Origin of the sequence: Pseudoalteromonas sp. SWXJ133, assembly GCF_015864365.1 — a bacterium.
In the GTDB taxonomy this organism is placed as follows: Bacteria; Pseudomonadota; Gammaproteobacteria; order Enterobacterales; family Alteromonadaceae; genus Pseudoalteromonas; species Pseudoalteromonas arctica.
Map to the genome: position 1 here is coordinate 60,119 of NZ_JADYXJ010000023.1, position 25,371 is coordinate 85,489.

23 protein-coding genes are annotated in these 25,371 nt (G+C 40.5%); 13 read left to right on the forward strand and 10 right to left on the reverse strand.

What is annotated here, in order from left to right; all coding sequences use genetic code 11:
- The first annotated feature begins 165 nt into the window (after window positions 1-165).
- Entirely contained in the window at window positions 166-924 is a 759-nt protein-coding gene (locus I6F40_RS15465) for an SDR family NAD(P)-dependent oxidoreductase (RefSeq protein ID WP_002958845.1), read from the forward strand.
- Window positions 925-927: 3 nt separating this feature from the next.
- Window positions 928-1,878 carry a 2-dehydro-3-deoxygalactonokinase gene (locus tag I6F40_RS15470; RefSeq protein ID WP_024593412.1) on the forward strand — a complete coding sequence of 317 codons (951 nt, stop codon included), beginning with the start codon at window positions 928-930 and terminating at the stop codon, window positions 1,876-1,878.
- Between the two features lie 59 nt (window positions 1,879-1,937).
- Here the strand turns inward: I6F40_RS15470 and glpD are convergent, their stop codons facing one another.
- From glpD to galE, 7 genes are all read right to left on the reverse strand, one after another.
- The gene (gene glpD / locus I6F40_RS15475; RefSeq protein ID WP_197173740.1) at window positions 1,938-3,443 is read right to left on the reverse strand and encodes a glycerol-3-phosphate dehydrogenase; all 1,506 of its coding nucleotides are present in this window, start codon (window positions 3,441-3,443) and stop codon (window positions 1,938-1,940) included.
- A gap of 211 nt (window positions 3,444-3,654) precedes the next feature.
- Window positions 3,655-5,154 carry a glycerol kinase GlpK gene (glpK, locus tag I6F40_RS15480; protein ID WP_197193183.1) on the reverse strand — a complete coding sequence of 500 codons (1,500 nt, stop codon included), beginning with the start codon at window positions 5,152-5,154 and terminating at the stop codon, window positions 3,655-3,657.
- 197 nt (window positions 5,155-5,351) lie between these two features.
- Window positions 5,352-6,674 (reverse strand): alpha/beta hydrolase family protein, encoded by a 1,323-nt coding sequence (locus I6F40_RS15485; protein ID WP_197193184.1) that lies wholly within the window; start codon window positions 6,672-6,674, stop codon window positions 5,352-5,354.
- A 29-nt stretch (window positions 6,675-6,703) separates the two neighbouring features.
- Window positions 6,704-7,708: a Gfo/Idh/MocA family protein gene (locus I6F40_RS15490; protein ID WP_166378339.1), complete on the reverse strand. Its 1,005-nt coding sequence runs from the start codon at window positions 7,706-7,708 to the stop codon at window positions 6,704-6,706.
- 19 nt (window positions 7,709-7,727) lie between these two features.
- On the reverse strand, window positions 7,728-8,876 hold the full coding sequence (gene galK / locus I6F40_RS15495) for a galactokinase (RefSeq protein WP_166378341.1): 1,149 nt from the start codon (window positions 8,874-8,876) through the stop codon (window positions 7,728-7,730).
- Entirely contained in the window at window positions 8,866-9,930 is a 1,065-nt protein-coding gene (locus tag I6F40_RS15500; RefSeq protein ID WP_166378343.1) for a UDP-glucose--hexose-1-phosphate uridylyltransferase, read from the reverse strand. The genes galK and I6F40_RS15500 overlap by 11 nt, the downstream gene beginning before the upstream one ends.
- 1 nt (window position 9,931) lies before the next feature.
- Window positions 9,932-10,945: a UDP-glucose 4-epimerase GalE gene (gene galE / locus I6F40_RS15505; RefSeq protein WP_166378345.1), complete on the reverse strand. Its 1,014-nt coding sequence runs from the start codon at window positions 10,943-10,945 to the stop codon at window positions 9,932-9,934.
- 267 nt (window positions 10,946-11,212) lie between these two features.
- Between galE and I6F40_RS15510 the strand changes: the two genes are divergently transcribed.
- Both I6F40_RS15510 and I6F40_RS15515 read left to right on the forward strand, forming a co-directional pair.
- Window positions 11,213-12,043, forward strand: coding sequence for an SDR family NAD(P)-dependent oxidoreductase (locus tag I6F40_RS15510; RefSeq protein ID WP_166378347.1), 831 nt, complete (start codon window positions 11,213-11,215; stop codon window positions 12,041-12,043).
- A complete protein-coding gene (locus tag I6F40_RS15515; RefSeq protein ID WP_166378349.1) occupies window positions 12,043-12,399 on the forward strand; it encodes a putative quinol monooxygenase in 357 nt (118 codons plus the stop codon). Before I6F40_RS15510 ends, I6F40_RS15515 begins: the two co-directional genes overlap by 1 nt.
- A gap of 63 nt (window positions 12,400-12,462) precedes the next feature.
- Here I6F40_RS15515 and I6F40_RS15520 read toward each other — a convergent pair whose 3' ends face one another.
- A complete protein-coding gene (locus I6F40_RS15520) occupies window positions 12,463-12,705 on the reverse strand; it encodes a YdcH family protein (protein WP_007580070.1) in 243 nt (80 codons plus the stop codon).
- Between the two features lie 551 nt (window positions 12,706-13,256).
- Here I6F40_RS15520 and I6F40_RS15525 point away from each other — a divergent pair.
- The 8 genes from I6F40_RS15525 to speD all read left to right on the forward strand — a co-directional run bounded on the left by I6F40_RS15525 (window position 13,257) and on the right by speD (window position 21,095).
- A complete protein-coding gene (locus I6F40_RS15525) occupies window positions 13,257-13,838 on the forward strand; it encodes an anthranilate synthase component II (protein WP_165742110.1) in 582 nt (193 codons plus the stop codon).
- Window positions 13,839-13,881: 43 nt separating this feature from the next.
- Complete coding sequence (locus tag I6F40_RS15530) at window positions 13,882-15,042, forward strand: HDOD domain-containing protein (protein WP_166378351.1); 1,161 nt, start codon at window positions 13,882-13,884, stop codon at window positions 15,040-15,042.
- A gap of 379 nt (window positions 15,043-15,421) precedes the next feature.
- Window positions 15,422-16,627, forward strand: coding sequence for an aspartate aminotransferase family protein (locus tag I6F40_RS15535; protein ID WP_166378353.1), 1,206 nt, complete (start codon window positions 15,422-15,424; stop codon window positions 16,625-16,627).
- Window positions 16,628-16,712: 85 nt separating this feature from the next.
- Entirely contained in the window at window positions 16,713-17,729 is a 1,017-nt protein-coding gene (astA, locus tag I6F40_RS15540) for an arginine N-succinyltransferase (RefSeq protein ID WP_166378355.1), read from the forward strand.
- A gap of 15 nt (window positions 17,730-17,744) precedes the next feature.
- The gene (gene astD / locus I6F40_RS15545; RefSeq protein ID WP_007580085.1) at window positions 17,745-19,214 is read left to right on the forward strand and encodes a succinylglutamate-semialdehyde dehydrogenase; all 1,470 of its coding nucleotides are present in this window, start codon (window positions 17,745-17,747) and stop codon (window positions 19,212-19,214) included.
- Between the two features lie 132 nt (window positions 19,215-19,346).
- Window positions 19,347-19,694: a DUF3802 family protein gene (locus I6F40_RS15550; RefSeq protein ID WP_007580087.1), complete on the forward strand. Its 348-nt coding sequence runs from the start codon at window positions 19,347-19,349 to the stop codon at window positions 19,692-19,694.
- Between the two features lie 86 nt (window positions 19,695-19,780).
- Entirely contained in the window at window positions 19,781-20,194 is a 414-nt protein-coding gene (locus I6F40_RS15555) for an OsmC family protein (protein ID WP_002958863.1), read from the forward strand.
- A gap of 88 nt (window positions 20,195-20,282) precedes the next feature.
- Window positions 20,283-21,095, forward strand: a complete 813-nt coding sequence (gene speD / locus I6F40_RS15560) for an adenosylmethionine decarboxylase (protein ID WP_007376266.1) — start codon at window positions 20,283-20,285, stop codon at window positions 21,093-21,095.
- A 53-nt stretch (window positions 21,096-21,148) separates the two neighbouring features.
- Here the strand turns inward: speD and I6F40_RS15565 are convergent, their stop codons facing one another.
- Together I6F40_RS15565 and I6F40_RS15570 are read right to left on the reverse strand one after the other, a co-directional pair.
- Window positions 21,149-22,492: a M24 family metallopeptidase gene (locus I6F40_RS15565; protein WP_166378357.1), complete on the reverse strand. Its 1,344-nt coding sequence runs from the start codon at window positions 22,490-22,492 to the stop codon at window positions 21,149-21,151.
- 129 nt (window positions 22,493-22,621) lie between these two features.
- On the reverse strand, window positions 22,622-23,899 hold the full coding sequence (locus I6F40_RS15570) for an aromatic amino acid transport family protein (protein ID WP_166378359.1): 1,278 nt from the start codon (window positions 23,897-23,899) through the stop codon (window positions 22,622-22,624).
- A gap of 454 nt (window positions 23,900-24,353) precedes the next feature.
- Between I6F40_RS15570 and I6F40_RS15575 the strand changes: the two genes are divergently transcribed.
- Entirely contained in the window at window positions 24,354-25,151 is a 798-nt protein-coding gene (locus I6F40_RS15575; RefSeq protein WP_024589582.1) for an alpha/beta fold hydrolase, read from the forward strand.
- Window positions 25,152-25,371 lie beyond the last annotated feature (220 nt).

The window sequence follows — 25,371 nt, forward strand, 5'->3', positions numbered from 1 at the left end:
ATATATCATATATCATATTAATGTACTTAAGGATATGATATAAACTTTTAATTAGTTAAATATTTTAGCACAGCAATAACAACTTAGTTTGGCTCTTTATACTGTAAGTGTAAGTTTATAAAGAGTTTAAATAAAATTGAAAATGCGCTGTATGGAGAGTTGAATTTGAACACCCTAGCTCAATATCATAGTCTTTCTGGCAAAGTAATTTTTATTACAGGCGGTGCATCAGGCATTGGTAGAGCAATGGTTAAATCCTTTGTAAACCAAAATGCAAAAGTAGCATTTATAGATATTGATGATAAGGCAGCGCAATCGCTTATTCGTGATTTACCCAATGCAAAACTATGGTATAGGCAAGTTGATGTAACTGACTCTCATGCACTTCAGCAATCACTTGTGGATGCATGCGCCGCTTTTGGTGCCATTAATGTGCTAGTTAATAATGTAGCGAACGACCGCCGGCAAGCGAGCGAAGACGTTACAGTGCAAGACTGGGATCAGTGCTTACAAATAAACTTAAACCCTGCATTTTTTGCCTCTCAAGTTGCTATGTCTTTTATGAAAGGCGATGGAGCCGGCAGTATCATTAATTTTAGCTCTATTAACGCGATTATGGGCCAGCCACAAATGGCAGGCTATGTAACCGCAAAAGCAGGGCTAATTGGTATGACTAAGGCATTGGCTCGCGATTACGGCGAGTTTGGTATTCGCGTTAACGCTATTTTGCCAGGGTGGGTGGCCACCGACCGTCAACTAGCAAGCTGGTTTACCGAAGAAGAGCAAGTTAAGTGGATGGAAGCCATGGCGCTTAAAAAATTAGTTACCCCTGAAGATGTTGCTAATTTGGCACTATTTTTAGCCGCCGATGAAAGCAGTATGATCACCGGGCAGAGTATTAAAATCGACGGTGGGAGGCTTTAAAGCTTGGCTAATTCATCTCTTTTTATTGCTGTTGACTGGGGCACGAGCCATTTACGTGCTTATTTGTGCGAAGTACAAGCGCAATCAACACTTAAATTATTAGCACAACGTGATGGCCCTGGCGTTGTTAAGGCGAATCAAAATTTTGAGCAAACCCTAATCGACACCATTGCAGTGTGGAAGCAAGAATATGGCAGTTTACCTATATATATTGCAGGGCAAATTACCTCAAGCATCGGCTGGCACGAAACGCCTTATTTAGAATGCCCAATTAATCCCGAAGGGCTACTTAATGCTGCGGTTAGCTTTGATTGCGATGGGCATACAATTAAAGCGCTACCAGGCACAAAGTGTACGCTGCAAAATAGCTTATTTGATGTAATGCGCGGCGAAGAGCTGCAAATTTTAGGGTTTTTAAAACAAAATCCAGAGTATCAACAAGGTAAAATATTATTATGTTTACCTGGTACACATACTAAATGGGTGCTTATAAACAACGGCGAAATCATTTGCTTTAAAACAGCCATGACCGGCGAGTTATATGATTTGTTATGTCATCAAAGTGTTTTAATTCCTAACGACTGTGCAGAAGGTGAGTTTGACTTTAAAGCATTTGAGCAAGGCTGTGAGCTAACTTTAGGTAGTGATAGCGGTAACTTGGCACATGGTATTTTTAGTGTGCGTACACGCCAGCTTTCAAAGGAGTTAACGCCAGTACAAGCCAAAGCCTATTTGTCGGGTGTATTAATTGGCAGCGATGTACGAGCAGCTCGCCATGCTAGCGAATGGCAATTATTGAGTGATACACAAGTTGTAGTGATTGGCACAAAGCAGCTGAATAAGTGTTTTACTACGGCGCTTAATCAAATAGGTGTGAAGTGTGTTGAGTTTGATATTAAAACAGCGACGCTTAGCGGTTTTAATTATTTATTTAATTTAGAGTCAAAGAAATAAACCCCTCTATAAAAATTAAATTATAAAGGGGTTAACAGGAAGCTATTATAACTTAATAGTTAAGCGCTTTTAGCTGCTTGGTTATGCTCAATGTAATCATTGAGCGCAGCAACTTGTGCCTCATTAAAACGTAGTCCTAATTTGCTGCGGCGCCATAAAATATTGTATGCGTTTTCTGCCCACTCTTCATTTAGCAAGTAATCTACTTCTGCTGCAAATAAACCATGGCCAAAATCTTGGCCTAAATCACTCAACCCAGTTGCACTACCTAATATATTTTTAGCACGAGTACCATAAGTGCGTACAAAGCGTTTAAGTGTTATTTCAGGTAGCCATTCATATTTTGCTTTTAGCTCTGATTTAAGTGCTTCTACAGAGCTAAAATCACCACCAGGGAGCGAGCTATGCTTGGTCCACGCTTTGCTCATTTGTGGGTAAAAGTCTTCAAGCTTATTAACCGCAGCTTCGGCAAGTTTGCGATAAGTTGTAATTTTTCCACCAAACACACTCAATAGAGGTGCTTGCTTAGCATCACTCGAAAGCTCTAATTTATAATCGCGAGTAACGGCTTGTGCATTAACTGATTCGTCATCAAGTAATGGGCGTACGCCTGAAAAGGTATGTACTATGTCTTCGCGTTTAATCGGTTGTTTAAAGTAGGTATTAGTAATATCAATTAAGTAATCAATTTCCTCATCACTAATTTTAACGTCTTGCGGGGCACCTTTGTGTTCTACATCGGTTGTGCCAATAAGTGAGAAGTCATCTTCAAACGGAATAACAAACACAATGCGCTGATCTTTATTTTGTAAAATATAAGCTTGTTTCTCATCGTGAATGCGAGGCACTACAATGTGACTACCTTTTACAAGGCGAATATTTTGTGGTGATTTTTCTGTTAGGGCTTCATCAAATAATTTAGCTACCCAAGGACCCGCAGCATTAACAATGCCTTTGGCAGAAATGGTGTATTTAGCTTTACTCTTTTGCTGCTCAAGCGTTACCTGCCATTTACCTTGCTCACGTTTAGCATTTACACACTTAGTTTGTGTGGTAATAACGGCGCCTTTTTCCTGCGCTGCAAGGGCGTTTAAAACGACTAAGCGAGAATCGTCAACCCAGCCATCAGAGTATTCAAACCCTTTGGTAATAGAGGGTTCTAAAACGCTATTTTCACCAAATTTAATGCTTCGAGAACCCGCTAGTGTTTCGCGTTTCGCTAGGTTGTCATACATAAACAAGCCAATGCGAATCATCCACGCAGGGCGTAAATGCTTTTGATGCGGCAATCTAAAAGTAAGTGGCCACATAATATGAGGTGCGTTCTTAAGTAGCACTTCTCGCTCTGCTAGGGCTTCTTTTACTAATCTAAATTCGTAATGCTCAAGGTAGCGTAGACCACCGTGGATCAGCTTAGAACTATTTGAAGATGTTGCACAGGCAAGGTCTGATTGTTCGCACAAGAGTACTTTTAATCCTCTGCCTGCTGCATCAGCTGCTATTCCAGTGCCGTTTACACCGCCACCGATGACTAGTAAGTCATATTCGTTATCTGCTAATTCCACCGAGCTAACCTTTTTATTTGTAATATAAATAAGACATAAACATCATAAAGCTGCTGTTTTCATTTGACAATAGAAAACCCAGTTTTTTATTCGTTAATTTTGACGCCAATCCACTTTCAATTTAAAGCAGTAAAGCATGCTTTTTAAATCTAGCATTTAGCTAAGTTAAAAAAGCAAAGTGGTTAAAGTATTGACCTTAACCATTTAGTATTTACTGCGGGCAATTTTTATTCGTTAAGCATACTTGAGCTACGCAGTGCTGCCATTTTGCGTATAGATCGTTACGCTCGTCGGCACTCATGGTTGGCTCAAAACGACGGTCGCATGTCCACATTTTAGATAACTGCTCAGTCGACTCGTACACACCTGTTTGCAAGCCAGCTAAATATGCTACGCCTAAAGAGGTCGTTTCGGTCACAGTTGGGCGCTCTACTGTTGCACCTAAAATGTTTGATAAGAAGGTCATAACCCAATTATTTTTTACCATACCGCCATCTACACGAAGCACACTTGGGCGAAGACCATCACGCTCCATCGCTTTTTGTAAATCTTTGGTCTGGTAACCAACTGATTGCAGCGCTGCAGCAACTATGGTGCTAATACCCGAATCGCGTGTTAGCCCTAAAATAGCGCCACGCGCATTAGGGTCCCAATAAGGAGCGCCTAACCCCGTAAACGAAGGCACTAAAAATACACCATGATCGAGCGGTACATCTTTAACCATCGACTCACTTTCGCCAGCATGACTAAGTAGCTTTAAGCCTTCAACAATCCACTGCATAGTTGCGCCAGCCATAAATATACTGCCTTCAATGGCGTAAGTTGGCTTGCCGTTTAATCTATAAGCAACAGTGGTCAATAAGCGGTTTTCTGAGGTCAGTGCTTTTTCGCCAGTGTTAAGCATTAAAAAACAGCCAGTACCATATGTACTTTTAGCCATGCCTTGTTCAAAACATGCGTGGCCAACAAGCGCAGCTTGTTGATCGCCTGCAATACCACAAACACGAATTGGCGCGCCAAAAATGTCAGCACTGGTTGAACCAAACTCGTCAGCTGAATCCATTACTTCTGGCAGCATAGATTCTGGAATATCGAATAACTCTAGAAGCTCTTGATCCCACTGCTGGGTGTGAATATTAAATAACATGGTGCGCGATGCATTGGTTGCATCGGTGCGGTGCTCTTTGCCGCCTGTTAGCTGCCAAAGTAGGTAAGTGTCAACCGTACCGAAGGCGAGCTCACCTGCAAGGGCTTGTTCGCGTGCGCCTTCAACGTTATCTAAAATCCAACGAATTTTAGTGGCCGAAAAATAAGGGTCGAGCAATAAGCCTGTTTTTTCGCTTATAGTTTGGCAAAGCTCATCAGTTGTTAGGCTTTCGCAATAGTCACTAGTGCGACGGTCTTGCCAAACAATTGCGTTATAAATAGTTTTGCCTGTTTTTTTGTTCCATACTAAAGTGGTTTCGCGCTGGTTGGTGATACCAATGGCAATAATTTCTTCAGGCTTTACATCGTTTTTAGTTAACACTTCGCGGCTAGTGCTAAGCACTGTTTGCCAAATATCGTTAGGGTCGTGTTCTACCCAACCATTTTGTGGAAAATGCTGCGAAAATTCTTGTTGTGCTGTACCAAAAACGTCTGCATCTTTTGTAAACAAGATGGCCCGAGAGCTTGTGGTTCCTTGATCAATTGAGAGTATGTATTTGGACATAATTATTAATATTATTTATCTTATATATAGCTAGATTGCCTTTAACTGAGGCTAATGGCAATGATTTTTTCTTAAAATTCCTGATTAAAAAGTAAGCGTGTTTTTTTAACCGGTAACTCTTTAATAAAACACGTTTTACTTTGAGGTGATTTTAAGTGCGAACACGGCTATAAAAAAAGGTAGCCGTGTTGAGTAAGTTATTTAGCGTGTGGTTTAGCTTGCTGCCAATCCATACCGGTAGAAAAGCGATTATCAAACCCGCGCCACTGTGGTAGTGGTTTACCGTCAACAACAGCTTGGTCGCCGTTTTGTGGTAAATCTAAGTATTCACATTGAGTGGCTATGCCTTTTACGTGGCAATCCATCATGGCAAGTACAAAGTGTTTGTTGATTTCGTTTAGTGTACGCATAGACCACGACGGCTCGTAGTAATGGCCGATATCTAGCTCACTGCTGCTTTGTGCAATAGCAGGGGCTGGGTGTGGTGCTATATTATGGCGTGCATTTTTGTAAGTAAGCATGTACTTATCTTTGCTGCCTGTTTGTTCATAAAGACTTTTAATGCCTTCGTAGCCTGAAATGTCATCTAGGTTACCGGCTACATAAAGCGAAGGTACTTTAATATTTTCCATTGCTTTGGCATCAAATATAGCATGCTGTCCGCCCCATGGTGCAAAGGCCACCATCGCTTTTATACGCGGGTCTACTTTTGGGTTTTGGTATTGCCCACCAGCGCAGCTGTTTAGTAATTGCTGTACTTTTTCAATTTGAACAGGGTCTTTCATACCCGTAAACATAGCCGTTGTTTGCTCATTAAAAGCGTAACAACCACCTATTGTATTTACCGCGCCATAGCCACCCATTGAGTAACCAATTACGCCTGCGCTTTTGTTGTCTACTTGCTTGCTTGCAAAGTTGTTTTGCTCATTAAAGTAATTAATAACAAACTGCTGATCGCGTGAGCGATTTATAAGCGTGCTAAAAAAGCCAGAGAATGGCGCGTTTTTAAAATCAACATCGGCATTGGTCGAGTCAGTATGATCAATAGCTACCACAATATAACCGTTCGACGCTAAATGCTCGCCAAGGTAGTACATAATTGTACGGTAACCGGTATAACCGTGCGAAAGCACTATCACAGGGTAGTGCTCTTTATTATTAATGGCGACATCACGCATTGCATCGGCTTGCAGAGTAAACTCTTTACCTGAGCGAGTTTGATCGGTGTAGCTGGTAAGTGGCGCTTTTGCTGTATTTGCAGCCGGATACCACACCTCTACTTTTAAAGGACGATCTTTTTGACCTTGTGTAGCGGGGTCAAATTGCGCAGGGTTAACTAAATCAAGTGTTTGCACACCTACATCGTAGCTACCTTTAGCTGCAAGCTCTGGCAGTACTTCGCTAGTGATTGGCGGGTATAGCTGCTCTGGTTTATTAGATTCAGCAACAGCTACACTGGCAGATAAACTGCACGTTGCAAGTAATATGGCTTTTGAAAGCGCCTTGAGTGTGTGTGTCATTGTGTGTCCTTGTTGTGTATTTTTATTTTTTAATTAGTCAGTTCAGCCGACTCGACGGCATTGCTATATTGCAACTGCCATTGTGCTCGTAAGGTATCCATTATGTTCATAACTCGTAAGCTAGTACCCAGTGGTAATACGCTGCTTTGGGTTTGTTTTTGTAATATACACTGCGTGACATGTGCAATTTCAAACTTAAAATTTTCATCGTCGCTAAAGTCGTATTCAAAGTATTGCGGGTCTTGGTCGTTTATGTGTAGCTCTAGCGTTTTTGCACCTACAAACTGAGGTATTCGAATATAGCCAAGCTCACCATTAATACATGCTTCTGTTGGGCCATTTTGCTGCAGTGCGCTAGCAAGAGATGCTAATTGCCCGTTACCGTAATCAACTATAGCAGTGCTTCGCTCATCAACGCCGGTTGTGCTTTTATGTACAAAGGATTTGATGTGTTCAGGGGTTTTATTAAATACCACATCAGCAATCGAAATAGGATAAATACCTAAATCGAGCAGGGCGCCACCCGCTGTTACAGGGTTCATTAATCGGTGAGTGTCGGCAAAGCTGCCAGGTAAACTAAAGTTGGCATTAACACTGTGCACATTACCAATAACACCTTCACTTAGGAGCTGTTGTAATTTTACTATGGCTGGTAAAAACCGCATCCAAACGCCTTCCATTAAAAAGCAGTTTTGTTGTTTTGCAAGCTCAGTGAGACTTTGCAACTGCTTAGCATTAACGGTAATTGGTTTTTCGCTTAGCACGTGCTTATTGTGTTTTAAGCATTGGGCGATAGTTTTAAAGTGTTGATCGTGGGTATTGGCAATATAAATAGCATCTATATTTGGGCATTGCATAAGAGCTTGATAGCTCTCATAGCCTTGAATATTGTACGGTGTGGCAAATTCTTTAGCGCGCTGCATACTCGTTGAAGCCGCGCCAATAAGCTGTGCATCACTACAATGCGCAATGCTTTTAGCAAAGGTGTGAGCTATATTGCCACACCCAATAATTCCCCAATTAACCTTTGCCATGCTTATTCCTTAAGTTTATTTAAAAAGACGTAATTTGTAATCCTGAACCCGCTGAACATACGTAAATATCAGCATTTAAGTTAAAGCGTTCAAAGTAATGCTTTTCTACCGCTGCTTTAATTAGTGGTACTTCCGCATCGCGACACAAACATACAATAGCACCACCAAAGCCGCCACCCGTCATACGAACTGCGCCACGGTCGCCCATCGCTTCTTTACAAATTTCTACTAGGCCATCGGTTGCAGGTACGGTTACTTCAAAATCGTGTTTGAGAGATTGATGCGATGCAGCCATTAGCGTACGAAGTGCATCCATATCATTATTTTGTAGTGCAGTAGTTGCTGCAATTACACGGTCGTTTTCGCTAATTACGTGGTGTGCACGTTTATATTCGTTTTCGCTTAATGTCGCTTTTACTGCTTGCAAGCCAGTCATGGTTGCTTGGCGAAGTGTTTCTACACCCATTTTTACAGCAGCTTGTTCGCAGTCAATACGGCGCTGGTTGTATTCGCTATCAACCAACTTACGCGGGTAGTTTGAATTAACAATAACAATATTTAAATCATCAGGAACTTTAACTGATTTAGTTGCGAGGTTTTCACAGTCGATTAATAGCGCATGACCGTTCTCGCCTTTAGCTGAAATAAGCTGATCCATAATGCCGCATTGGCAATGCATAAAGTCGTTTTCGGCTTCTTGACCAAATAGCGCAATTTGCTCTGGCGGTAAACCAAGCTGTGCAATATGGTTAAACATACCGCCTACAGCAACTTCTAGTGCTGCCGATGACGACAAGCCACTACCTTGTGGTAAGTTGCTGTCAATAAGTAGGTCGGCGCCACGCAGTGTGTAGCCCGCTCTTTTAAGAACATAAGAAACAGCACGAATGTAGTTACCCCATTGCGACTGGCCTTCAGTGATTTCTTCATCAACACTAAAGCTGTCTTTTTCGCCTGGGTAATTTAAAGAATGCACAGTAATAATATTGTCGTCGCGCTCTTTAAACATTACTTGGGTACGAAACTCTAACGAACACGGTAAAACAAAACCGTCGTTGTAGTCGGTAAATTCGCCAATGAGGTTTACACGCCCCGGTGCTGCTGCAATACCTTGAGCAGGCGCGCCATACAGTGACAAAAATTGTTGTTGGAATTCGTTAAGCTTCATCTGTGTGTCCTGCTGTATCTTTATAGTGTGTTGTACTGGCTGCTTTTAAAATAGAAGCAGCAGTTTCTGCGCTTAAATCGCGTTGGCTTTCGCCTAGCATTTCGTAGCCTACCATGTGTTTTTTAACAGTAGCAGAGCGAAGTAGCGGCGGATAAAAATGTGCATGCAAACGCCAATGTTGCTCATCAGAGCCTCTATTAGCCGGTGCATTGTGCCATCCCATTGAGTATGGGAAGCTGCAATTAAATACGTTGTCGTACTTAGTGGTTAATACTTTAAGTGCCTGTGCTAAAGAGTCGGTTTGCACATCGTTTAGCTGGCTAAAGTTTTGAATATTATCTTTAGTTACTAGCATTGTTTCAAACGGCCATGCAGCCCAAAATGGCACAACAACAAGCCAATGTTCGTTTTCAAATACAACACGTGTTTGATCTGCTTGTTCTTTTTGCGCGTAATCGGCAAGCATGGCTGTGCCATGCTTTTTATAATAGGCGAGCTGCTGGTTATCTTCGGCTTCTATTTCGGTTGATAAATGCGAGTGAGCCCATACTTGGCCGTGAGGATGAGGTTGCGAACAACCCATGATCTCGCCTTTATTTTCAAAAACTTGTACGCATTCGTACTGCTGTGCAAGCTCTGTGTAATTTTGTTTCCAGGTTTTTACTACTTCGTGCAATGCGTTTTGGCTAAGCTCTGGTAGTGTTTTATTATGCTCTGGAGAAAAACAAATTACGCGGCATTCGCCGCTGGCTTCGTCGGCAATAAATAAATCGCTGTCTGATTCTAAGCTTTGTAATTGCTCGCTGGCATTAGGTGTTAATGCGCCAAAGTCATTTCTAAATACGTGTGTGTATTTGTAATCTGGGTTACTGTCGCCATTTGCACGGGTATTACTTGGGCAAAGTGGGCAGCTGTCATCGTGTTTTGGTAATACGTTTTCGTTAACGGCTTCTGTTGCGCCTAACCATGGGCGGTTATTTCGATGTGGTGACACTAATACCCAACGACCCGTTAGCGGATTTTTACGTCTGTGAGTACTTTCTAATAAAGCCATATTAACTCTCCAACCCACTTGGGTAATTAGTTTGCCAGCGCCATGTGTCGTTTGTCATGTCGCTAAGTGTTAGTTCTGCGTGCCAGTTAAGTATGTTTTGCGCTTTCGTGGCATCGGCGTAGTTACAGGCAATATCACCTGCACGGCGTGGTGCAATTTTATACGGAATATCTTTATTGGCTGATGCGCTAAATGCTTTGATCATATCAAGCACAGAATAACCTTGCCCTGTGCCTAAGTTGTAAGCATGAAAGGCGGTATCTGTTTTATGCTGCATAAATGCCGCAACATGACCTTTAGCTAAATCTAAAACATGAATATAGTCGCGCACGCCTGTACCATCTTCAGTGTCGTAGTCGTCACCAAAAATATTAACCACGTCGCGTTTGCCTACTGCAGTTTGAGCAATAAATGGCATTAAGTTATTAGGAATACCATTAGGGCTTTCACCTAATAAACCACTTGGGTGTGCACCTACTGGGTTAAAGTAACGAAGCGCAATACCCATAAATTGACTGTTGGCATTACATACGTCTTGCATGGCTTGTTCAACCATGACTTTAGTCCAACCATAAGGGTTAGTTGCGCGTATAGGATGCTTTTCATCAATAGGGAGGTAGTCTGGCTCGCCGTACACAGTAGCCGATGAGCTAAATATAATATGGTTAACGCCTTCATCTTGCATGTTTTGTAGCATGCTTAATGTGCCCGACACATTATTTTGATAATAACGCAGTGGTTGCTCAGTTGATTCGCCAACGGCTTTTAAAGCCGCAAAGTGAAAAACAGCTTCGGCTTTAGTCTGTTTTAGGGCGAGCTTAAATTGTTGCTCGTCTTGAATGTCACCTAAAATAAACTCAAACCGAGTACCTGTAATCTTTTCGAGTTGGTCAAGTACCCGCGCACTTGCATTAGACAAGTTATCATAAATAACAGGTGTAATACCTGCTTCATGCAATGCAATACATGTGTGGCTACCTATGTAACCCATGCCGCCAGTAACTAAAACTCTCATATTATTTCTCGAAAAGTGTATTTATATGATAAATACTACTATTAAGGGGGTTTAAAAACAATAGTTATGATTGCTGGGTAATTCAAATAAAAGCATAAAAAACATTCAGCTTAAACACTTACCTGCCTTTTAAAGGAATGCTTTTATATTAACTAACATAGGCTTAGCTTTATCAATTAATTCTATAAACTGATTCAACTATTGGCCTAATTATCAGCAGTAAGTCGGGGTGCTAATATAGCGAAAATAAAGTAAGGAGAGATCAACATGAACAAAACAATTTTACTTACCGGCGCAACCGATGGCATTGGGCTAGAAACTGCAAAGATGTTATTAGCACAAGGTCACACCGTATTATTACATGGCCGCAGCCAAGCAAAGCTCAATGCGCTACAAACAGCTTTAACCGAGCAATACCCAAATGCAAGTACACATACTTATATTGCTGATTTAAGCGATATGAGCCAAGTTCAAACTTTGGCAAAAAATGTATTAGCCGATTTGGCCGAAAATAATAACCAGCTTGACGTACTTATTAATAATGCAGGCGTTTATCAATTAGTTGATGCTACAACAATTGATGGCCTTGATGCTCGCTTTGTTGTAAACACGATTGCGCCATATCTTCTTACAAAACTATTATTACCTGTCCTTGGTCGTAATTCGCGAGTGGTTAATGTCTCATCAGCTGCGCAATCAAGCGTTAACTTAAATGCACTTACAGGTAACACTGAGCTTTCTGATAGTGGGGCTTATGCACAAAGTAAATTGGCTATTACTATGTGGTCGCGTCATTTAGGGCTGGAGCTTAAAGATACTGGGCCATTAGTTGTATCGGTAAACCCTAAATCGTTACTAGGAAGTAAAATGGTAAAAGACGCTTACGGTATAGATGGCGGCGATTTAAAAATTGGCGCAGATATTTTTTGTCGCGCAGCGCTTAGTGATGAATTTAAAGATGCAGCAGGTCTGTATTTTGATAACAATACAGGACGCTTTGCGCCTCCTCATGTTGATGCACTTAATAATGCTAAAAATCAACAGCTAGTAAATACGTTAGACAGTATTTTAACGCAGTTTAAATTGGGTAAAGCATAATGAAAGATCATGTTACCTGGACAGTACAAGGCCAAATTAAAGAAGGTAAATACGATGATTTTTTACTGGTAATGGCGCAATTAGTTGCTTTGGCTAAAAGTGAAGCTGGCACTTTAATGTATGAGTGGACAGTAAGTGAAGACAAACGCAGTGTATATATTTACGAGCGTTATCAAGATGAAGGTGCTGCAAAAGCGCACCTTGCTGGTTGGAACGAAAGTGGCCCACTATTTTTAAGCGTAGTTGATATGGATAAAATAACGGTATTTAGTCAATTATCAAAAGAGTTTGCACAAGCCTTTGCAGACCCAAGAACTGTATTTATGAAACCAGTGGGTGGCTTTGTAAAGTTTTAGAAAAATACCTATTGTTGATCTAAAGAGCTCACTTTATCAGTGAGCTCTTTTTGTTTAGTGGCATTACTGCTCTTGCTGTAAACGCTCGTATAGCCAATCTTTTAATTCTGTACGTTCGTGTTTTAGCTGATGCATTTGCTCATCGCTTATGGGAGCATCTTTGAGCTCTAATACTCTAATTTCTTTATCTAGCTTGTCATACTTATCTGCTTTTTTTGCAAATTCAGTATCGCTTTCATTTAACTCGGCAATGGTCTTTAAGTACTCTGGAAAGTCATTAGTTAATGAGTGGTCTTCGCCTAACATATTCGCTCCTTAATAGGATATAAATGAGCTCACAAGTAAGTGAGTTGTATAAGTGAATTACTGCCTTTCATATAATACACTGGGGCTTACATAGATATAATTCAACCATTGAGCCGCTAATTTGATGTAGCGCAAACAATCTGTTTATTTTGCTCAGTAAGGTATTTCACCAAAGTATTTAATAGAGCGATCAATAAACGCACGTACTTTAGGAGTCAATAATTTATTGTTGGGGTATACAGTTTAAATAGTTGTATTAACTACTCGTGAAAAGCTTAGGGTTCGATATTATTGCTCAAGCTGCAAGGAATCTCTGGCTAGAGAAAATAAATTTAAACATCATCATGATTCAATACGTTAGTAAATCTCTTAACCAAAGTTCAGGTTAAGTAAACCATTACCTGCTAAAGGCTTTTAAGCATTTTAGCTAAAATAGTTAATTTTTAACGCTTTTTGCTAATTTATGTTGGTTAATTAATAGTGGTAGAATGCAGCGCTTAGTACCACTTGTGTGAAGTAAGTGGTCAATAATTTATAAGGTTTGTTGTGTAATGCTGTTGATGATCGACAACTACGACTCGTTTACTTACAACTTAGTGCAATATTTTCAGCGTTTAGATCAAGACGTTTTAGTGAAACGTAATGACGAGCTAAGCATTGCACAAATAAAACAGTTGAACCCGAAACACATCGTGTTATCGCCGGGGCCATGCACGCCTAACGAAGCGGGTATTTCGTTAAATGTTGTTGAGCAACTAAAAGGGCAATATCCTATTTTAGGGATTTGCTTGGGACATCAAACTATCGCGCAAGCTTTAGGAGGAGATGTAGTTCGTGCTAAAAAAGTAATGCACGGTAAAACATCACCCATAGTTCACACTAACAAAGGTGTGTTTAAAGGTTTAGCTAACCCGTTAACAGTGTGTCGTTATCATTCTTTGGTGGTTAAAGCACAAACGCTGCCTAAAGAACTTGAAGTAACCGCATGGACTCAGACTGAGCAAGGCGAGTTTGACGAAATTATGGGGTTACTTCATAAAGAACTAGCAATCGAAGGTGTGCAGTTTCACCCCGAAGCTATTTTAACTGATCAAGGCTTAGAACTGCTTGATAACTTTTTAACTCGCTTCTAATGTTATAATACACAGAGCATTTAATACTTTATTAATGGATGTCATGACTGAACTTGTAGCCCAGCAGCGTACTGCCAAAATACTAAGCCAACGGGCTCATGACTTATTGCTTGGGCACAGCTTTGCGCATCAGCAAATTGGTTTCATCCATACATTAGATATAGATTACGGCGAACCCATGAAGCAACGCACTTTGCTTCAGGTTGAAGTGGCCGCACAGAATAAACGCCAGCAAAGCAGTACTGCACATCATAAGTACCGCGCTCAAGCGAGTGAGCAACTGCACAAAACAATTGAAACAGCTATATATAAGCAGCTTGAAGATATAGATGGCGTAATTCACAGCACTATAGGTATTGAAGATGGCATTGCCAATATACTCGATATATTAGCTGTAAAGTCAGCGTCGGTAGGGCGTTTAGAGCCACTGGTTAATGATATAAGCTGGTTGGGTAGAGAATTAGTAACGCTTGTTAATTTACCTTACTATCGTAATCAACGTAGTAAAAACACGTCTGTAAAAGTAGATAAACCATCGCTTGCCCTTCGTTATATTGGCCTTGATAACTTACAGCTAGTGATTCCTACATTTGCTGCGCGTCATTGGATGCCACATAGCACCGAACCATTTTCATTATTAAAACGCCGGCTACGCGACAGCGCAATGGCAAACGCGATTGCTGCGCAAAAAATTGCACAAATTAATAATGTGAATGACGTACATGCATTTACCCTTGGAATGCTTTTAGATGTAGGGCGAATTGCATTAGTGCGCTTGTACTTAAAAACGTTTGAGAAAGTATGGCAACGCAAAGTGCAGTTAGCCCGAAATGAAAACCAAAAAGATTTACACACCGCATTATTAGAGCTACAGCCCGACCCGCTATTTTTAACCACTCTACTTAGCAATAAGTCGATAGAAGTAAGCGCCAAAGTAATAGACAAAATGGCTTTTAAATATTTACCGTTTAAAGGTGTAATGCAGCAGCTAGTAAATGGGATAGATAAAGGCGATACATTACTGCCGTTAACAGAAGTAATGCTAAAGGCACGTTGCTACTCTCAATATCTTAATTTAAAAGAGCATCAACTTATTGAGCCTGATGAAACTCTAAGCTGGTTTTCGTACTTTAAGTTCACTAAAACGGAACTAAAAACCCTCCAATCGAGTAATTTTACCAATTTAGCTATTCAAATTGACTAAAAATCTGAATTTTTTGTTAATTTTTTTGCGACTAACCATTCATTCTCACTCTATTGTTATATTGCATATTTGCCGATTAAAGCATGCGCGCCTTGGTGCTCATGCGGTTAGTTGTTTAAAAATAAGCATAAATAGCTATGCAAATAGTTATTCACTATCTATGAAATAATATCTTTAGCCCTTTATTTTCAAGGGATACATGAAAGTTTTTAACGAGACAGATATAAGTAATTCTGAAATAATGTGCGTCTGAAAATTGAACCACAAAGCAATTTTGCGCAATTATCAGGTTACTGATCTTACCTATAAAGTTGGTTACAAATATTAACCAAACACCTATTTTGATGTTTTGTGTTGCTCACAATTAAGAGGAAATAAAATGACAGTCAATCGCGAATTATTTGATCACGTAATGGTTCCTAACTACGCACCTTCAAGCGTAATTCCTGTTCGAGGCGAAGGTTCTCGCGTATGGGATCAACAAGGTCGAGAGTTTATCGACTTTGCTGGTGGTATTGCAGTTAACTGTCTTGGCCATTGCCACCCTGCATTAGTAGGCGCATTAAAAGAGCAAGGCGAAAAAATCTGGCATCTATCAAATGTAATGACCAATGAGCCGGCACTTCGCCTAGCTAAAAAAATGGTTGATGCTACATTTGCTGAAAAAGTTTACTTTGCCAACTCAGGCGCAGAAGCAAACGAAGCCGCGCTTAAATTAGCGCGTCGTTTTGCACTTGATAAGTTTGGCGCAGAAAAATCACAAATCATCGCGTTCAACAAAGGTTTCCACGGTCGTACATTCTTTACCGTAACTGTGGGTGGCCAAGCGGCATATTCAGATGGTTTTGGTCCTAAGCCTGGCGACATTGTACATTGTGATTATAACGACCTAGCTGCTTTTGAAGCGCTTATCAGCGACAAAACATGTGCCGTAATGATGGAACCTCTACAAGGTGAAGGCGGTATTGTTTCACCCACTGACGAGTTTGCTCAAGGCGTTCGCGATTTATGTACTAAACATAACGCACTGCTTATTTTTGATGAAGTTCAAACAGGTGTTGGCCGTACTGGCGATTTATACGCATACCAAGGCTTAAACATAGTACCTGATATTTTAACTTCAGCTAAAGCACTTGGCGGCGGTTTCCCTATTGGCGCTATGATCACAACAACTGAAATTGCACAGCATCTTAAAGTAGGTACTCATGGTTCTACTTATGGCGGCAACCCGCTTGCGTGTGCTGTTGCAGAAGCTGCATTTGATACAGTAAATACCCCAGAAGTACTTGCTGGCGTAAAAGCTAAAGCAGCATTATTTAATGAACTACTTAGCGCGGTTAACGACAAATACAACGTATTTAGCGAAATCCGTGGCCAAGGTTTATTAATTGGTGCAGTAGTGAACGAGCAATATAAAGGTCGTGCAAAAGAGTTTTTAGTGGCAGGGACTGAGCAAGGCCTTATGTCATTAGTTGCGGGTGCAGACGTAATACGTTTCACTCCATCTTTAGTAATTCCTGAAGCGGACATTCGCGAAGGTATGGCACGCTTTGAAAAAGCAGTAGCAAGCGTAGTAAACGCATAAGCGACTTAAGCCAACCAATTAAGGGCAAGCACTGCTTGCCCTGCAATTCCTATTTACCGTTATTTATAAGGGAGCAAGCGGACTCATGATGATCCTTCGCCCAATCCAGCAAAATGATTATTCAGCATTACTGAAAATTGCCCACGAATCAGGGCATGGTTTTACGTCTTTGCCATTAAACGAAGAACTATTGCAAAAAAAGATCGACCATTCAGTAAGCTCTTTTGCTAAACAAACGTCACAACCTGGTGACGAAGGCTACCTGTTTGTTCTTGAAGATAGCGAAACCGGTGACGTTGTAGGAACATCTGCAATTGAAGCTGCGGTAGGGCTTGATGATGCATTTTATCATTATCACTTAAGTAAAGTGATTCACTCTTCGCGCACATTAGACGTATACAAAGCGGTTGATATTCTAACGCTATGTAACGACTACACAGGTGCTACAGAGCTTTGCACATTGTTTTTAAAAGATGGTTATCGTAAAAATTGTAACGGTAAGCTGCTTTCAAAAGCGCGCTTTATGTTTATAAAACAGCATCAAGAGCGTTTTGCGCAAACAGTAATCGCAGAAATGCGCGGTGTGTCTGACGAAAACGGCAGTAGCCCTTTTTGGCAGTGGCTTGAAGAGCACTTTTTCTCAATGGATTTTCCAACAGCCGATTACCTAACAGGAATTGGCCAAAAGGTTTTCATTGCTGAATTAATGCCAAAATACCCAATTTACGTAAACTTGCTAAGTAAAGATGCGCAAGCAGTAATAGGTAAAGTACACGACAACACTCGCCCAGCAATCGAGTTATTAAAAAGCGAAGGCTTTACGTTTAATGGCTACGTAGATATTTTTGACGGTGGCCCAACGGTTGAAGCAAAAGTAGATAACATTGCGACTATTCGTAATGCACGTAACTTTAACGTTGAAATTGGCGAAATGACTGGCGACACCATGGTGTTACTAGCTAACGAAAAGCTTAATGACTTTAGAGCAACCGTTGCACCAATGACATTTGACGAGCGCGCAAAAAGCCTTATTTTATCGCAAGAAATAGCAGATGCACTGCGTTTGCAAACTGGCGATATTGTTAGTGCAACCACGATTTAATTTAGGAGAAAGTATATGACTCATCCTGCACAATTTATAAATGGTCAATGGTCACAAGGCCAAGGCACAGAATTTAATTCAGTAAACCCTGCAAATAACGACGTTATTTGGCAGGCCTCATCAGCAACTGCGGCGCAAGTAGACACCGCAGTAAATGCAGCGCGCGAAGCGTTTTATGCATGGGCTGATAAAAGCTTTACTGAGCGTTTAGAAATAATTAAAGCATTTGCAGCGCAATTAAAAGAAAACAGCGAAGAGCTCGCTATTACTATTGCACAAGAAACAGGTAAGCCACTGTGGGAAACTCGCACAGAAGCGGGTGCTATGGTTGGTAAAATTGCCATTTCTGAAAAAGCATTTTTAGAGCGCACTGGCGACGTAGAAAACGCAATGCCACTTGGCCGTGCGATGATTCGTCATAAGCCACATGGTGTTGTAGCCGTATTTGGTCCGTATAACTTTCCGGGTCACTTACCTAATGGCCACATTGTGCCAGCGCTTTTAGCAGGTAACACGGTTGTGTTTAAACCGTCTGAACTGACTCCTAAAGTAGCTGAGCTTACGCTTAAACTGTGGGAAAAAGCAGGTTTACCAGCCGGTGTCATTAACCTTGTACAAGGTGAAGTAGAAACGGGTAAAGCCCTTGCTGCTCACAAAGGTATTGATGGCTTGTTCTTTACGGGTTCTTCGCGTACTGGTCATATTTTACATGAACAGTTTGCGGGTCAACCAGGTAAAATTTTAGCGCTAGAAATGGGTGGTAATAACCCACTTATTATTACTGACGTTGAAGACACTAAAGCGGTTGTTCACGATATTATTCAATCAGCGTTTATCTCAAGTGGCCAGCGTTGTACGTGTGCACGTAAACTATTTTTACCAACTGGTAGCAAAGGCGATGTGATACTGGAGCGTTTAATCACAGCAACTAAAGCGATTAAAGTAGGTAATTATGACGATGCAGACCAGCCATTTATGGGCTCTATGATTTCATCAGCGGCAGCTGCAGGCATGGTTAAAGCGCAAAACGAGCTTGTTGAGCTTGGTGGTGAAGTATTAGTAGAACTTGAGCACACAGCTAATACCGGTTTTGTAACACCAGGTATTATTGAGTGTACAAATATTAGTGACTTCCCAGATGAAGAGCATTTTGGACCACTTTTAAAAGTATTCCGCTTTGACGACTTTGACCAAGCCATTGATAAAGCAAACGATACAACCTTTGGTTTATCGGCTGGTTTATTAAGTGATAGTGCAGCAGATTACGACCATTTCTTACGTCGTATTCGTGCAGGTATTGTTAACTGGAATCGCCCAATTACTGGCGCATCAAGCGCAGCACCGTTTGGTGGTATTGGCGCATCGGGCAACCACAGAGCAAGTGCGTATTACGCAGCTGATTACTGTGCATATCCAGTTGCTTCGGTAGAGCTTGAAAAAGTAGCTATGCCAGCAACACTAAGCCCAGGCTTAAAAATAGATTAAGTAGTAATACTACTTAATTATTATAAAAGCAGCTTCGGCTGCTTTTTTTGTATTGCTAACGCGCAAAGCTAGCAATCAACAGCGCTTTCTGCTTAAATCAAAAATAATTAATTATACAAAGGTGGTACAAAAATGGTTTTAGATAGGCAAGGGTACGATGATTTGATCATGTATCTAACTCAAAATTTAGCATTGTTTGAGAAGCCAGGCGAAATAAAACCAGGTGCCCCAACAGTAATGGAATTAATCGAAGACGTTATTGCACAAAATGTGATGCTTATTTGCGAGCAGCACACAAACCTCAACACAGAGCAGCGTAGTCAAATTGTACGCGAAGTTGATGGCATAGTTTACGATTTAGAAGAAGTCCTCAGCAGCATCACCTCACAGCCTGTCACGGTTGAACAGCATGCCTTTATAGATGAATTTGCAGGTTTAGTAAAAAACCTCTTTGATAGCGCTTTAACACAACAATCTTAGCCATTTTATAGCCCTGCGTTGCATTTTCATTTGCAACTACGGCTAACTTGCTTACAATCAAGAAAATATTTTTTTGAGATATAACAATGCAAGCAAATGTAAAATGGGTTGAAGGCGATACGTTTATTGGTCGTTCTAATTCTAACCACAATGTTGTGTTTGATGGCGGCAGCGATAGTGCAGCACCAAGCCCAATGGAAATGGTTTTAATGTCAGTTGGCTGTTGTTCATCAGTTGATGTGGTTAGTATTTTAAAAAAAGCCAAACAAGATTTTTCAGATGTACAAGTACAACTAAGTGCAGAGCGCGCCGAAACAGCCCCACGTGTGTTTACCAAAATCAACTTACACTTTGTTGTTAAAGGCAATAATGTGTCTGAAAAGCACCTTGCACGCGCGGTTTCACTCTCTGCTGAAAAGTATTGCTCGGTTGCATTAATGCTTGATAAAACAGTAGAAATTACGCATAGCCACGAAGTTGTGCAAGATCAAGCAAAATAACGCTTTTTCCACGAGGGAAATTCGTATAAAATCCGCGAACTTTTCATTCTGCAGGTGCAGAACCCACTAATTTATAGGTTGGTTTATTATGAACAAACCCTTCGATAAACTTAAACTTCATGGCTTTAACAATTTAACCAAAAGTTTAAGCTTTAGTATTTATGATATTTGTTACGCAAAGACCGAGCAACAACGTAAAGAATATATTGAATATATCGATGAGCAGTACAGTGCAGATAGACTAACCGACATTTTAGGTGAAGTTGTTGATATTATTGGTGCTAACATTTTAAATGTAGCGCGCCAAGATTATGAACCGCAAGGCGCAAGTGTAACTATTTTGGTTTCAGAAGAACCAGTAGAAGAGCAGCAAAATTACGATGCTGACGAAGCACCAGGCCCATTACCTGATTCAGTTGTTGCGCACCTAGATAAAAGCCACATTTGTGTACACACATACCCAGAAGCTCACCCTGATGATGGTATTTGTACATTCCGTGCTGATATTGAAGTGTCTACTTGTGGCATTATTTCGCCACTTAAAGCGTTAAACTTCTTAATTCATAGCCTTGAATCAGACGTAGTAACAATTGACTACCGCGTTCGTGGTTTTACCCGCGACATAAACGGTGTTAAGCACTACATTGATCATGCTATTAGCTCGATTCAAAACTTCATGACAGAAGATACAAAAGAAGCGTACCAAATGATGGACGTGAACGTGTATCAAGAAAACCTGTTCCATACCAAAATGATGTTAAAAGAAACCGATCTAAACACGTATTTATTCGGCCTTTCTACGGCAGATTTATCAGAGGGCGAAGAAGACGAAATTCGCTCAAAGCTGACCCGTGAAATGCAAGAAATATTCTATGGCCGTAACCTGCCAGATACAGAATAATAGCAACGAATTAAATTAAAAATGGCGCTCAGTGAGCGCCATTTTTTTTTGCTTTATTTTACAAGCAATAGCTGTGTTTGTCGGCCATTTAAATACCAGACACCGCTTTTATCAAAAATAGCATCTTCCTCTAGCATTATTCTTATTTCTTTATTCCACTGTTTTATAAACACAGCATTGTTAAGCTCAATTGAGTAAGCCGTATTTAAATGCAGCGGATAGTCACCATCTCCCGGTACACCTTGCTGAGAATCCCACATACCTAATGTAGTGCCAGCAGCGTGGCCATGATAGCCAAGAGGGTGAGTATAAATAGTGGGTTTTAATCCCTGATCAATAGCGGCTTTTCGTGCTGCAGCTAAAACCTCATTGCCGGTTTTACCTACCGCAAATTGATTGGTAAATATGTCTTGTAGTTTATTACCGCTTTTTAGTGCTTCAACTAAGTAACTAGGCGCACTCGTTTCGTTTTCTTTGAGCACATACGCATGCTGCTGCGTGTCGGTATTTAAGCGTAAATAAGTAATCCCAAAATCTACATGAAGCAAGTCACCGGCTTGTATAACGTTATCATTGTAGCCATTGGTAAAGCTTTCTTCATGATCGAACGACTTCGCATCGGCGCGCTGAATAGCAACACTTGGGTGAAACCATGTTTGTAGTTTTAGCTCTTTTACGCGCTCTCTAAACCACCATACCAAGTCATCGCTAGTTGTTTGACCAACCGTAATTGTTTTACCCGAAAACCCCTCTGCAATAATATGATGGGCAATAGCCACAATATGTTTATACATTTTAACTTCTTCAGGAATGCGTTGCTCTAACCACGCAACAGCAAGCGGCTCTGCAGAAATTATTTTATTGTGATAAGTGGCGGGCAAGTTAGCCATTAATGTTTTGTAATCGCCTAGCACAAGGCCATCGGCATGTGCCCAGTCGGTAGAAGTATTAAGCGCAATGTTGCGAGGTTTGTATTGCTCAATAAGTGTATTGAGTGCTTCCCACTGGCTTGGTTGTGTTTGTTTATCCCACCCTTTTTTAAATACGTTACCTATTTTATAAGGCGCAATAGCGTAAGCATCAATACCACCTTGTTTATTAAGTGCAAATAACAAAATAGTGGTGCGTCTGGCTGAAAGCCATGTTGCAGGCAGCATTGTTTTTAATATTGGATCTTCGTTATATTCACGACTTATAAGTAGCCACATATCAGTGTTGTGCTGCTTCATTAATGAGGGCATTAAGGTATTAACTCTAAGCTCAGTTATTTTATCTATAAAAGCAGCGCGCTCTTTCATCGATAAAATAGCGGGAGCGTCATCGGCTTTAACAAAGAGGCTTAAAACAAGCGTAGTTAGCAAGCTTACGTAAAGTAGGAGTTGTTTAGTAAAGTGCATAATTGTTTTATTTTTAGGCTAGTTAATTTATAACATGCCTGAAGAGCGACTATAAAAAAACAATTTGAGATAAACAGCACACAAAAAAGCCCAGCTAAAAAGTAGCCGGGCTTTGTATAAATAGTTTTATTACTTAAGCATACTGTATAAAAGTGCAAATACAGCAAGCGAGCCAACCGCTAATATAAATAGCGTGCTAAAGCGGTTTCGGTATTTATTAAGTGCAGGTACTTTATAAACTGCAATCATTGGCATAATGAATAAAATCATCGCAATGATAGGGCCCGATAACTGATCCATCATGTCTAAAATACTTGGATTTTTAACAGCACAAAACCAAATAGCTAAAAACATGATTAATACACCAATTTTATCGGTAACGCCAGCGCTTAAGCCTGTTTGTTTAGTTACTAATCCTGTAAAGCTTTCGCGTGCACCTAAAAAATGACCCAAAAACGACGATGTAATAGCAATAAAGGCAACAAGTGGCCCAAGTGTGGCAATAAACGAGTTATCAGTAATATTAGCAAGGTAGGATAAAACCGATACGTTAGCCGCTTTAGCCGCTGCCATTTGCTCGCCTGTAAGCGACAGCACGCAAGAGAACACAAATAACAGTACAAAGGTAATAAGTAGCAAGCTAGTGCGCTTTAAAATCGCCTCAGACTTACGTGTAGCTTGTTCGCCGTAATGACCGCGTTGCACATTTACAAAGCTTGAGATAGCCGCTGCGTGGCTAAACGAAAACACAATAATAGGAATCGATAACCACAACGTTTTACCAAAGCTGCCCATTTCAGGCACCGTCATATCTGGCATCTGCCAGCTAGGGATTAAATAAAGTGATAAAAAGAACAATATGCCCACAAGCGGATACACTAAAATAGCAAAGGCACGTAGCATTAAGCGCTCGCCGCCCATCATTAAGCTAATCATGCCTGCAACTAATACGCCCGAAAGCAACACGCGAGAAGGTGATTCCATCCCCATTTGATTAACCATAAAGCTATCAACGGTATTGGTTAAGCCCACACCGTAAATAAGCAAAATTGGGAATATAGATAAGAAGTACAACAAGGAAATTAACCGCCCCGCAGTCACACCAAAGTGCTCCTCAACTACATCGGTAAAATCGGCATCTTTATTTTTTGATGAAAGTACAAAACGCGCTAATCCACGGTGCGCAAAAAAGGTCATTGGGAACGCTAAACACGCCATAATAATTAACGGCCAGAAACCGCCAATACCAATGTTAATAGGTAAAAATAAAATACCCGCACCAACGGCGGTACCAAATAAACTTAATGTCCACTGCGTATCGTGCAGGTTCCATTTAGTTTTTGTGTTTGAATTTGTGTGTGTGTTTGGTGATGCATTTGAAAGCGTTGCATCTTGAGATGTTGTCATGTGTGTGTGCTCATCCATTATTTAAATAATAACTGCGCCGAAGGGTATAGTTTTTAGAGACATTTTTCATGTTTTGAAGAGATTTTTAGACTAATTAATTAGACTCAATTGGAGGGTAAGTGTCATGAATACGAAACAGTGGTGTAAAAGTGAGCAAAAGCCTTAAATGGCAAGCCACATTATAGAGTTACTGTACGGGGTAGGTTGGTTAGTTGGAGCGAAACCCAACACGCTATAGCGTCATGCTAGCAGGAAAGCCGAGGAAGGCGGTTTTCATAACGTAAAAATAGGGGGAAGGTCATTTTTATTGGTTTTCATTTAAAAATCAAAATCTGCTCCCAAAAGCTGTTAAGTAGAAGCCATTGATCTGAACTTCATAAGAGATTTTTATTAAACTCCGTTATACTTCCTACAATTGAATATGCCAAACGAAGTAAATAGGCCGCTAACTGCAATGAGCAAAGACATTCTCTTCCATACTACTTTTGCGCACGAAACCAGTAAAACATGGGTTGTATTTGTCCATGGAGCAGGTGGTAGTTCGGCAATCTGGTTTCGTCAGCTTAAAGCTTATAAAAAAGAATATAATGTGTTGTTGCTAGATCTTCGTGGTCACGGTAAATCGAATAACTTAGTACAAAACTTTGTTGATAATAATTATTCATTTAATAATGTCTCTAAAGACATTATTGATGTGTTAGATCATAACAATATCACCAGCGCACACTTTGTTGGTATTTCATTGGGCACAATTATTATTAGAAATATTGCTGAAATTGCGCCGCAATATGTTTCTAGCATGGTGCTAGGTGGAGCGGTTACTCGTTTTAATACTCGCAGTAATACATTGGTTTATTTAGGTAATACTTTTAAACACTTCCTGCCTTATATGTGGCTGTATCGCTTATTTGCTTTTATTATGATGCCGAAAAAGCGTCATAAAGAATCTCGACTTTTGTTTGTTCGTGAAGCAAAACGCTTGTGCCAAAAAGAGTTTATAAAATGGTTTAAATTAGCCATGGACGTAAACCCCTTAATGCAGTACTTCAAAGAAAAAGACATTGATATTCCCATTCTGTATATTATGGGTAAGGAAGATCATATGTTCCTTGGCCCTGTTAAAGAAATGGTTAAGCGTCATAAAAACAGCGTACTGCAAACTATTCACCATTGTGGCCATGTCTGCAATGTGGAGCGCCCTGACTTATTCAATCAGCACTCGCTTGCTTTTATCGCCCAGCAAAATCGTTAAGGGTTGTAGAAGGAATAGGATCGGTACATTCTTTTTTGATTTTCGCCCTAAACTCAAAACAAGACCTAAAGGAATAAAACTCCATTTTTATATCAAAGCGTAGATACCATCTCTTCTAACCAGCCTCAAGCTTTCTTTAAATAGCTTGGGGCTGATATTCAGTTTGATTCTTCACAACACCAAAACAGATATGTGTCAGCTTTCTCATTGCAGCACCAAT

Excerpts from the sequence above, each read along its gene's own strand:
- glpK (WP_197193183.1), bottom strand. The coding sequence starts at position 5,154 with ATGTCCAAATACATACTCTCAATTGATCAAGGAACCACAAGCTCTCGG.
- I6F40_RS15485 (WP_197193184.1), bottom strand. The coding sequence starts at position 6,674 with ATGACACACACACTCAAGGCGCTTTCAAAAGCCATATTACTTGCAACG.
- I6F40_RS15490 (WP_166378339.1), bottom strand. The coding sequence starts at position 7,708 with ATGGCAAAGGTTAATTGGGGAATTATTGGGTGTGGCAATATAGCTCAC.
- galK (WP_166378341.1), bottom strand. The coding sequence starts at position 8,876 with ATGAAGCTTAACGAATTCCAACAACAATTTTTGTCACTGTATGGCGCG.
- I6F40_RS15500 (WP_166378343.1), bottom strand. The coding sequence starts at position 9,930 with ATGGCTTTATTAGAAAGTACTCACAGACGTAAAAATCCGCTAACGGGT.
- galE (WP_166378345.1), bottom strand. The coding sequence starts at position 10,945 with ATGAGAGTTTTAGTTACTGGCGGCATGGGTTACATAGGTAGCCACACA.
- I6F40_RS15510 (WP_166378347.1), top strand. The coding sequence starts at position 11,213 with ATGAACAAAACAATTTTACTTACCGGCGCAACCGATGGCATTGGGCTA.
- I6F40_RS15515 (WP_166378349.1), top strand. The coding sequence starts at position 12,043 with ATGAAAGATCATGTTACCTGGACAGTACAAGGCCAAATTAAAGAAGGT.
- I6F40_RS15520 (WP_007580070.1), bottom strand. The coding sequence starts at position 12,705 with ATGTTAGGCGAAGACCACTCATTAACTAATGACTTTCCAGAGTACTTA.
- I6F40_RS15525 (WP_165742110.1), top strand. The coding sequence starts at position 13,257 with ATGCTGTTGATGATCGACAACTACGACTCGTTTACTTACAACTTAGTG.
- I6F40_RS15530 (WP_166378351.1), top strand. The coding sequence starts at position 13,882 with ATGACTGAACTTGTAGCCCAGCAGCGTACTGCCAAAATACTAAGCCAA.
- I6F40_RS15535 (WP_166378353.1), top strand. The coding sequence starts at position 15,422 with ATGACAGTCAATCGCGAATTATTTGATCACGTAATGGTTCCTAACTAC.
- astA (WP_166378355.1), top strand. The coding sequence starts at position 16,713 with ATGATGATCCTTCGCCCAATCCAGCAAAATGATTATTCAGCATTACTG.
- astD (WP_007580085.1), top strand. The coding sequence starts at position 17,745 with ATGACTCATCCTGCACAATTTATAAATGGTCAATGGTCACAAGGCCAA.
- I6F40_RS15550 (WP_007580087.1), top strand. The coding sequence starts at position 19,347 with ATGGTTTTAGATAGGCAAGGGTACGATGATTTGATCATGTATCTAACT.
- I6F40_RS15555 (WP_002958863.1), top strand. The coding sequence starts at position 19,781 with ATGCAAGCAAATGTAAAATGGGTTGAAGGCGATACGTTTATTGGTCGT.
- speD (WP_007376266.1), top strand. The coding sequence starts at position 20,283 with ATGAACAAACCCTTCGATAAACTTAAACTTCATGGCTTTAACAATTTA.
- I6F40_RS15565 (WP_166378357.1), bottom strand. The coding sequence starts at position 22,492 with ATGCACTTTACTAAACAACTCCTACTTTACGTAAGCTTGCTAACTACG.
- I6F40_RS15570 (WP_166378359.1), bottom strand. The coding sequence starts at position 23,899 with ATGACAACATCTCAAGATGCAACGCTTTCAAATGCATCACCAAACACA.
- I6F40_RS15575 (WP_024589582.1), top strand. The coding sequence starts at position 24,354 with ATGAGCAAAGACATTCTCTTCCATACTACTTTTGCGCACGAAACCAGT.